The organism is Pseudomonas sp. GL93, assembly GCF_003408955.1.
GTDB lineage: Bacteria > Pseudomonadota > Gammaproteobacteria > Pseudomonadales > Pseudomonadaceae > Aquipseudomonas > Aquipseudomonas paracarnis.
In genome coordinates this window covers 85,006-94,060 of record NZ_NKRF01000097.1, presented here as the reverse complement: position 1 = coordinate 94,060, position 9,055 = coordinate 85,006, and the positions used below count along the sequence as shown (strand labels likewise).

5 protein-coding genes, 2 tRNA genes and 3 rRNA genes are annotated in these 9,055 nt (G+C 53.2%); 6 read left to right on the top strand and 4 right to left on the bottom strand.

Going from position 1 to position 9,055, the window contains the following annotated elements:
* Positions 1-232 (top strand): M24 family metallopeptidase C-terminal domain-containing protein (locus CER19_RS22915; protein WP_178088120.1); only part of this gene is annotated, 232 nt, incomplete at its 5' end.
* A 38-nt stretch (positions 233-270) separates the two neighbouring features.
* Here CER19_RS22915 and CER19_RS22910 read toward each other — a convergent pair.
* The 4 genes from CER19_RS22910 to rhtA form a co-directional block, all read right to left on the bottom strand.
* Positions 271-861, bottom strand: a complete 591-nt coding sequence (locus CER19_RS22910) for a 2-hydroxychromene-2-carboxylate isomerase (RefSeq protein ID WP_116668092.1) — start codon at positions 859-861, stop codon at positions 271-273.
* A gap of 34 nt (positions 862-895) precedes the next feature.
* A complete protein-coding gene (locus CER19_RS22905; protein WP_116668091.1) occupies positions 896-1,627 on the bottom strand; it encodes an SDR family oxidoreductase in 732 nt (243 codons plus the stop codon).
* A gap of 98 nt (positions 1,628-1,725) precedes the next feature.
* Positions 1,726-2,007: a hypothetical protein gene (locus CER19_RS22900; RefSeq protein WP_003190182.1), complete on the bottom strand. Its 282-nt coding sequence runs from the start codon at positions 2,005-2,007 to the stop codon at positions 1,726-1,728.
* A gap of 162 nt (positions 2,008-2,169) precedes the next feature.
* Entirely contained in the window at positions 2,170-3,057 is an 888-nt protein-coding gene (rhtA, locus tag CER19_RS22895; protein WP_116668090.1) for a threonine/homoserine exporter RhtA, read from the bottom strand.
* A gap of 641 nt (positions 3,058-3,698) precedes the next feature.
* On the opposite strand from rhtA, the gene CER19_RS22885 reads away from it, so the two are divergent.
* From CER19_RS22885 to rrf, 5 genes are all read left to right on the top strand, one after another.
* Positions 3,699-5,235 (top strand): 16S ribosomal RNA (locus CER19_RS22885).
* Between the two features lie 81 nt (positions 5,236-5,316).
* A tRNA-Ile gene (locus tag CER19_RS22880) sits at positions 5,317-5,393 on the top strand.
* A gap of 30 nt (positions 5,394-5,423) precedes the next feature.
* Positions 5,424-5,499, top strand: a tRNA-Ala gene (locus tag CER19_RS22875).
* A gap of 246 nt (positions 5,500-5,745) precedes the next feature.
* Positions 5,746-8,637, top strand: a 23S ribosomal RNA gene (locus tag CER19_RS22870).
* 158 nt (positions 8,638-8,795) lie between these two features.
* Positions 8,796-8,911, top strand: a 5S ribosomal RNA gene (gene rrf, locus CER19_RS22865).
* Together the 16S, 23S and 5S rRNA genes with 2 tRNA genes alongside form the textbook arrangement of a ribosomal RNA operon.
* The last annotated feature ends 144 nt before the right edge of the window (positions 8,912-9,055 follow it).

Genomic DNA, 9,055 nt, shown 5'->3' with positions numbered 1-9,055 from the left:
TTCGAACCTGGTGTTGAACCGTGACGCGGGCAAGACCGAGTTTGGCGAATTCCTCAAGTTCGAAACCCTTACCCTGTGCCCGATTGATACCCGCTGCCTGGAGCCGTCGTTGCTGACGGCGGATGAGCGTGAATGGTTCAACGCGTATCACGCCCAGGTGCGTGAGCGTTTGAGCCCGCTGCTCAATGGTGCAGCGCTTGAGTGGTTGCAGGTGCGCACTGCGGCGATTTGATCGGTTGCAGCCAAGGCATTGCCGGCTGCAATCGATATCTAGCTGAGCGCTTCACGCACAAAGTCCAGACGGTCCTGGCCGAAGAACAGCTGGTTTCCTACAAAGAAACTGGGAGCGCCGAACACGCCGCGCTTAATGGCTTGTTCGGTTTTGTCCTTGAGCGCGTCCTTGACGGCTGCATCATTGGACAGGGCCAGTACCTGCTCGGGATCGAACCCCTGTTCGGTGAGCACATTGGCTACCACCTCTGGGTCGCCCAGGTGACGGCCTTCCACCCAGAGTGCACGGAACAGGCAGTCGATGAAGTCGAGGAAGCGCTCAGGCTGGTGGGTTTGAATGCCGGTGACGGCGCGCATCAGCACCAAGGTATTGATGGGAAAGTGCGGGTTGAACCTGAGCGGCACGTTGTAGCGTTTGGCGTAACGCGCCAGGTCATCGAGCATGTAGCGACCCTTGGCGGGCACCATGATCGGCGAGGCATTGCCCGTGGCCTTGAATACACCGCCCAACAGCATCGGTTGATACACCACCTGTGCGCCGGTTTTGGCGCACAGCGCCGGCAACTGGGTATAGGCCAGGTAAGTGGCGGGGCTGCCGAGATCAAAGAAGAACTCCAGGGTTTTACTCATGGTCTGTACTCACTGCTTATTGTTATAGAGGGAGTCACCAGGTTTCGTTCCAGGGGCGCAGATCCAGTTCGAACGTCCAGGCGTCCCGTGGCTGGCGATGCAGGAACCAGTAGTTGTCGGCAATATGGTCAGGGTTGAGGAGGGCGTCCTGATCCTTGAGGGCGTATTTTTGCGGGAAGTTCTCGCGGATGAAGTCGGTATCGATGGCACCGTCCACCACCACATGGGCGACATGGATGTTCATCGGGCCTAACTCCCGCGCCATGCTTTGTGCCAGGGCGCGTATCCCATGCTTGGCGCCAGCAAAGGCGGCAAACCCCGCGCTTCCGCGCAAGCCGGCGGTGGCTCCGGTGAACAGGATAGTGCCGCGGTTACGCGTGACCATGCGCTTGGCGACTTCCCGTGCGTTCAGGAAGCCGGAGAAGCACGCCATCTCCCAGATCTTGAAGTACTTGCGTGCGGTTTCTTCCAGAATGCTGCAAGGCACATTGGCGCCGATGTTGAAGACGAACGCTTCAATAGGCCCCAGCTCGGTTTCGATTTGCTCGACCATTGCGATCACGTCCTCTTCTTTACGTGCATCACAGGCAAAACCATGGGCTTCACCGCCCGCCAACTGAATGCTGTCTACCAGGGGCTGCAGTTTGTCGGCGCTGCGACGGGTGACGCAGGCGATGTAGCCTTCGCGGGCAAAGCGTTTGGCTATGGCGCCGCCGGTCGCGTCACCGGCACCCACTACTAATACGATTTTCTTGTTGTGCGGCATGGGAACTCCATTGGCTCGATGGTCGAGCAGGAGTTTAGCCTTCGTGCCGCAACCGGCCGGAATTTAAGATGAGCAGTCAGGAAAGACTGCTCGGGCAGCTATTTGCAGATGACGATCATACTGCGGCTGGTATAGCCAGCAGGGTTGAGGCCGAAGGGGTAGTCCCCAGGCTCTTCGGAGTTATCGCCGGATTTGGCTATCACCCGGTAGCCCTTGGCACCGCATGAGTTGGCTGCACTGGTGTAGCACTGGTCCCACGAGGAGGACAGGCCTGAACAGTTGATATGCAGCCCTTTCTTACCCCGTTTCACTTCTGTTTTTGTGGTTGCAGCACAGCCAGCGATGCCCACAACCAGCAACAGTATCAAAATTCGTTTCATTCCCATCCTTAATAGCCGCCCTGCAAAGAACAGAGCCGCTTTACTCGCTCTCGGGCGAAGCGTTCATGCTGTCCGTGTCGAAATTCTCCATGAATGACATTCGATTACGGCCTAAACATGGCCTAAATGAGCGGCAAATACCAGCGCTGGCTTTAAAGATGATCAGTCGGCGGGCACCAGTGGTTTGGATTCGTTGCGCATCGTCAACGTGGCACCCACAGAAGCCAGGATAATGCAGGTGATGGCCAACCATTGGGCGAGAGAAAGATGCTCGTGCAGGAAGAGCAGGCCGGAGAGGGCACCGAACGCCGGTTCGATACTCATCAGCGTACCGAACGTGCGGGCGGGCAGGCGAGTCAGCGCGACCATCTCCAAGGTGTAGGGCAAGGCGGTGGACAGAATCGCGACGCCAATGGCGATAGGGATCAGGGCGGGAGTCAGCAGTGCGGCGCCCGCATGCACTATGCCGATCGGTGCGACGAACAGGGCGGCAATTATCACGCCGAGTGCGGCGGTCTGAACACCATTGTCGTTCCCAGCCTTTTGGCCGAACAAAATATAGAGGGCCCAGCATCCACCTGCGCCCAGTGCGTAAGCCGCGCCGACCCAGTCGATACCGCTACTGGCCTCGCCCATCGGAATTAACAGCAGCAGGCCGATGATCGCCAGGGCAATCCACAGGAAGTCGACAGCTCTGCGCGAGGCATAGATAGCGACGGCAAGCGGGCCTGTGAATTCGAGTGCTACTGCAATCCCCAGCGGTACGGTGCGAAGGGACATATAGAAGAGGAAGTTCATGCCGCCCAGCGCCATCCCGTAAATGATCACCGTGCGCAAGGACTTGGCCGTCAGCGTGGCGCGCCATGGGCGTAATAGCACCAGCATGATCACACTGGCGAAAATCAAACGCAGAGCAGTGGTGCCTTGTGCGCCAACAATAGGAAACATGCTTTTGGCCAATGACGCACCGGATTGGATGGACGCCATGGCGATCAATAGCAGGCCGATCGGAAACAATGCGGATGCCAGGCTACGAGGAGGGGGGGTCATTGCGGGAGTTCTTCCGAAGTCATGATCGATAAATACGTGGCGCTATGATGCTTAACTGTCAGCAAATGAGCAATATATTGCTCAAGTACTGACTCATAGCTATCTATATAGTGGAAATGTCGGGCTTTTGAGGTTTTTGATAGAAAAACCGAATAATGGGTTGACGGCAGATTCTGGAGGCCTATAATTCGCCCCACTTCCGGCGCAGTCGAAACGGAAAACTCCTTGGTAAACAATGAGTTACGAAGTTTCTGGCAGCAAGTTGCTTCAGTTCATCGAAGCCAAAAGGAAGTTGAAAAAGAGGTGTTGACAGCAGCGTGTAACGCTGTAGAATTCGCCTCCCGCTTACGAGAGATCGCAAGCGCAAGTGGTTGAAGTTGTTGAAGAAATCTTCGAAAACTTCTGAAAATAACCACTTGACAGCAAATGAGGCTGCTGTAGAATGCGCGCCTCGGTTGAGACGAAAGATCTTAACCAACCGCTCTTTAACAACTGAATCAAGCAATTCGTGTGGGTGCTTGTGGAGTCAGACTGATAGTCAACAAGATTATCAGCATCACAAGTTACTCCGCGAGAAATCAAAGATGTAACCAACGATTGCTGAGCCAAGTTTAGGGTTTCTTAAAAACCCAAAGATGTTTGAACTGAAGAGTTTGATCATGGCTCAGATTGAACGCTGGCGGCAGGCCTAACACATGCAAGTCGAGCGGTAGAGAGAAGCTTGCTTCTCTTGAGAGCGGCGGACGGGTGAGTAATGCCTAGGAATCTGCCTGGTAGTGGGGGATAACGTTCGGAAACGGACGCTAATACCGCATACGTCCTACGGGAGAAAGCAGGGGACCTTCGGGCCTTGCGCTATCAGATGAGCCTAGGTCGGATTAGCTAGTTGGTGAGGTAATGGCTCACCAAGGCGACGATCCGTAACTGGTCTGAGAGGATGATCAGTCACACTGGAACTGAGACACGGTCCAGACTCCTACGGGAGGCAGCAGTGGGGAATATTGGACAATGGGCGAAAGCCTGATCCAGCCATGCCGCGTGTGTGAAGAAGGTCTTCGGATTGTAAAGCACTTTAAGTTGGGAGGAAGGGTTGTAGATTAATACTCTGCAATTTTGACGTTACCGACAGAATAAGCACCGGCTAACTCTGTGCCAGCAGCCGCGGTAATACAGAGGGTGCAAGCGTTAATCGGAATTACTGGGCGTAAAGCGCGCGTAGGTGGTTTGTTAAGTTGGATGTGAAATCCCCGGGCTCAACCTGGGAACTGCATTCAAAACTGACTGACTAGAGTATGGTAGAGGGTGGTGGAATTTCCTGTGTAGCGGTGAAATGCGTAGATATAGGAAGGAACACCAGTGGCGAAGGCGACCACCTGGACTAATACTGACACTGAGGTGCGAAAGCGTGGGGAGCAAACAGGATTAGATACCCTGGTAGTCCACGCCGTAAACGATGTCAACTAGCCGTTGGAAGCCTTGAGCTTTTAGTGGCGCAGCTAACGCATTAAGTTGACCGCCTGGGGAGTACGGCCGCAAGGTTAAAACTCAAATGAATTGACGGGGGCCCGCACAAGCGGTGGAGCATGTGGTTTAATTCGAAGCAACGCGAAGAACCTTACCAGGCCTTGACATCCAATGAACTTTCTAGAGATAGATTGGTGCCTTCGGGAGCATTGAGACAGGTGCTGCATGGCTGTCGTCAGCTCGTGTCGTGAGATGTTGGGTTAAGTCCCGTAACGAGCGCAACCCTTGTCCTTAGTTACCAGCACGTAATGGTGGGCACTCTAAGGAGACTGCCGGTGACAAACCGGAGGAAGGTGGGGATGACGTCAAGTCATCATGGCCCTTACGGCCTGGGCTACACACGTGCTACAATGGTCGGTACAGAGGGTTGCCAAGCCGCGAGGTGGAGCTAATCCCATAAAACCGATCGTAGTCCGGATCGCAGTCTGCAACTCGACTGCGTGAAGTCGGAATCGCTAGTAATCGCGAATCAGAATGTCGCGGTGAATACGTTCCCGGGCCTTGTACACACCGCCCGTCACACCATGGGAGTGGGTTGCACCAGAAGTAGCTAGTCTAACCTTCGGGAGGACGGTTACCACGGTGTGATTCATGACTGGGGTGAAGTCGTAACAAGGTAGCCGTAGGGGAACCTGCGGCTGGATCACCTCCTTAATCGACGACATCAGCTGCTCCATAAGTTCCCACACGAATTGCTTGATTCATTGAAGAAGACGAAAGAAGCAGCCCGAAATTGGGTCTGTAGCTCAGTTGGTTAGAGCGCACCCCTGATAAGGGTGAGGTCGGCAGTTCGAATCTGCCCAGACCCACCAATTTTGTGTGGGAAACGCCTGTAGAAATACGGGGCCATAGCTCAGCTGGGAGAGCGCCTGCCTTGCACGCAGGAGGTCAACGGTTCGATCCCGTTTGGCTCCACCACTACTGCTTCTGTTTGTATAAAGCTTAGAAATGAGCATTCCATCATGTGATGGTGAATGTTGATTTCTAGTCTTTGACTAGTTCGTTCTTTAAAAATTTGGGTATGTGATAGAAAGATAGACTGAACGTTACTTTCACTGGTAACGGATCAGGCTAAGGTAAAATTTGTGAGTTCTCTTAATCGAGAAATTCGAATTTTCGGCGAATGTCGTCTTCACAGTATAACCAGATTGCTTGGGGTTATATGGTCAAGTGAAGAAGCGCATACGGTGGATGCCTTGGCAGTCAGAGGCGATGAAAGACGTGGTAGCCTGCGAAAAGCTTCGGGGAGTCGGCAAACAGACTTTGATCCGGAGATGTCTGAATGGGGGAACCCAGCCATCATAAGATGGTTATCTTGTACTGAATACATAGGTGCAAGAGGCGAACCAGGGGAACTGAAACATCTAAGTACCCTGAGGAAAAGAAATCAACCGAGATTCCCTTAGTAGTGGCGAGCGAACGGGGACTAGCCCTTAAGTGGCTTTGAGATTAGCGGAACGCTCTGGAAAGTGCGGCCATAGTGGGTGATAGCCCTGTACGCGAAAATCTCTTAGTCATGAAATCGAGTAGGACGGAGCACGAGAAACTTTGTCTGAATATGGGGGGACCATCCTCCAAGGCTAAATACTACTGACTGACCGATAGTGAACTAGTACCGTGAGGGAAAGGCGAAAAGAACCCCGGAGAGGGGAGTGAAATAGATCCTGAAACCGTATGCGTACAAGCAGTGGGAGCCCACTTTGTTGGGTGACTGCGTACCTTTTGTATAATGGGTCAGCGACTTATTTTCAGTGGCGAGCTTAACCGAATAGGGGAGGCGTAGCGAAAGCGAGTCTTAATAGGGCGTCTAGTCGCTGGGAATAGACCCGAAACCGGGCGATCTATCCATGGGCAGGTTGAAGGTTGGGTAACACTAACTGGAGGACCGAACCGACTACCGTTGAAAAGTTAGCGGATGACCTGTGGATCGGAGTGAAAGGCTAATCAAGCTCGGAGATAGCTGGTTCTCCTCGAAAGCTATTTAGGTAGCGCCTCATGTATCACTGTAGGGGGTAGAGCACTGTTTCGGCTAGGGGGTCATCCCGACTTACCAAACCGATGCAAACTCCGAATACCTACAAGTGCCGAGCATGGGAGACACACGGCGGGTGCTAACGTCCGTCGTGAAAAGGGAAACAACCCAGACCGTCAGCTAAGGTCCCAAAGTTATGGTTAAGTGGGAAACGATGTGGGAAGGCTTAGACAGCTAGGAGGTTGGCTTAGAAGCAGCCACCCTTTAAAGAAAGCGTAATAGCTCACTAGTCGAGTCGGCCTGCGCGGAAGATGTAACGGGGCTCAAACCATACACCGAAGCTACGGGTATCACGTAAGTGATGCGGTAGAGGAGCGTTCTGTAAGCCTGTGAAGGTGAGTTGAGAAGCTTGCTGGAGGTATCAGAAGTGCGAATGCTGACATGAGTAACGATAATGGGTGTGAAAAACACCCACGCCGAAAGACCAAGGTTTCCTGCGCAACGTTAATCGACGCAGGGTTAGTCGGTCCCTAAGGCGAGGCTGAAAAGCGTAGTCGATGGAAAACAGGTTAATATTCCTGTACTTCTGGTTATTGCGATGGAGGGACGGAGAAGGCTAGGCCAGCTTGGCGTTGGTTGTCCAAGTTTAAGGTGGTAGGCTGGAATCTTAGGTAAATCCGGGATTCTAAGGCCGAGAGCTGATGACGAGTTACCTTTTAGGTAACGAAGTGGTTGATGCCATGCTTCCAAGAAAAGCTTCTAAGCTTCAGGTAACCAGGAACCGTACCCCAAACCGACACAGGTGGTTGGGTAGAGAATACCAAGGCGCTTGAGAGAACTCGGGTGAAGGAACTAGGCAAAATGGCACCGTAACTTCGGGAGAAGGTGCGCCGGTGAGGGTGAAGGACTTGCTCCGTAAGCTCATGCCGGTCGAAGATACCAGGCCGCTGCGACTGTTTATTAAAAACACAGCACTCTGCAAACACGAAAGTGGACGTATAGGGTGTGACGCCTGCCCGGTGCCGGAAGGTTAATTGATGGGGTTAGCTAACGCGAAGCTCTTGATCGAAGCCCCGGTAAACGGCGGCCGTAACTATAACGGTCCTAAGGTAGCGAAATTCCTTGTCGGGTAAGTTCCGACCTGCACGAATGGCGTAACGATGGCGGCGCTGTCTCCACCCGAGACTCAGTGAAATTGAAATCGCTGTGAAGATGCAGTGTATCCGCGGCTAGACGGAAAGACCCCGTGAACCTTTACTATAGCTTTGCACTGGACTTTGAATTTGCTTGTGTAGGATAGGTGGGAGGCTTTGAAGCGTGGACGCCAGTCTGCGTGGAGCCAACCTTGAAATACCACCCTGGCAACTTTGAGGTTCTAACTCAGGTCCGTTATCCGGATCGAGGACAGTGTATGGTGGGTAGTTTGACTGGGGCGGTCTCCTCCTAAAGAGTAACGGAGGAGTACGAAGGTGCGCTCAGACCGGTCGGAAATCGGTCGTAGAGTATAAAGGCAAAAGCGCGCTTGACTGCGAGACAGACACGTCTAGCAGGTACGAAAGTAGGTCTTAGTGATCCGGTGGTTCTGTATGGAAGGGCCATCGCTCAACGGATAAAAGGTACTCCGGGGATAACAGGCTGATACCGCCCAAGAGTTCATATCGACGGCGGTGTTTGGCACCTCGATGTCGGCTCATCACATCCTGGGGCTGAAGCCGGTCCCAAGGGTATGGCTGTTCGCCATTTAAAGTGGTACGCGAGCTGGGTTTAGAACGTCGTGAGACAGTTCGGTCCCTATCTGCCGTGGACGTTTGAGATTTGAGAGGGGCTGCTCCTAGTACGAGAGGACCGGAGTGGACGAACCTCTGGTGTTCCGGTTGTCACGCCAGTGGCATTGCCGGGTAGCTATGTTCGGAATAGATAACCGCTGAAAGCATCTAAGCGGGAAACTAGCCTCAAGATGAGATCTCACTGGAACCTTGAGTTCCCTGAAGGGCCGTCGAAGACTACGACGTTGATAGGTTGGGTGTGTAAGCGCTGTGAGGCGTTGAGCTAACCAATACTAATTGCCCGTGAGGCTTGACCATATAACACCCAAGCAATTTGACTACTCGAAAGAGCATCAGATTGCGGTGTGTGAAGACGAAGATGAACCGAAAGTTCGACGCTCACAAAACACCGACAGCTGTCACATACCCAATTTGCTGAAGCGAGGCCACCTGGCCACGACTCAGTACCCGAATTTCTTGACGACCATAGAGCATTGGAACCACCTGATCCCATCCCGAACTCAGCAGTGAAACGATGCATCGCCGATGGTAGTGTGGGGTTTCCCCATGTGAGAGTAGGTCATCGTCAAGATTAAATTCCGAAACCCCAATTGCGAAAGCAATTGGGGTTTTGTTTTGGGCGCTCGAAAAGTGTCCACCTTGCCCCCGTACACTTGTTCGCCCTGTGTCCGCCAAACCCCACCTGACTGCCCCGACAAATTTGCACAGTTATTTC

Excerpts from the sequence above, each read along its gene's own strand:
- CER19_RS22910 (WP_116668092.1), bottom strand. The coding sequence starts at position 861 with ATGAGTAAAACCCTGGAGTTCTTCTTTGATCTCGGCAGCCCCGCCACT.
- CER19_RS22905 (WP_116668091.1), bottom strand. The coding sequence starts at position 1,627 with ATGCCGCACAACAAGAAAATCGTATTAGTAGTGGGTGCCGGTGACGCG.
- CER19_RS22900 (WP_003190182.1), bottom strand. The coding sequence starts at position 2,007 with ATGAAACGAATTTTGATACTGTTGCTGGTTGTGGGCATCGCTGGCTGT.
- rhtA (WP_116668090.1), bottom strand. The coding sequence starts at position 3,057 with ATGACCCCCCCTCCTCGTAGCCTGGCATCCGCATTGTTTCCGATCGGC.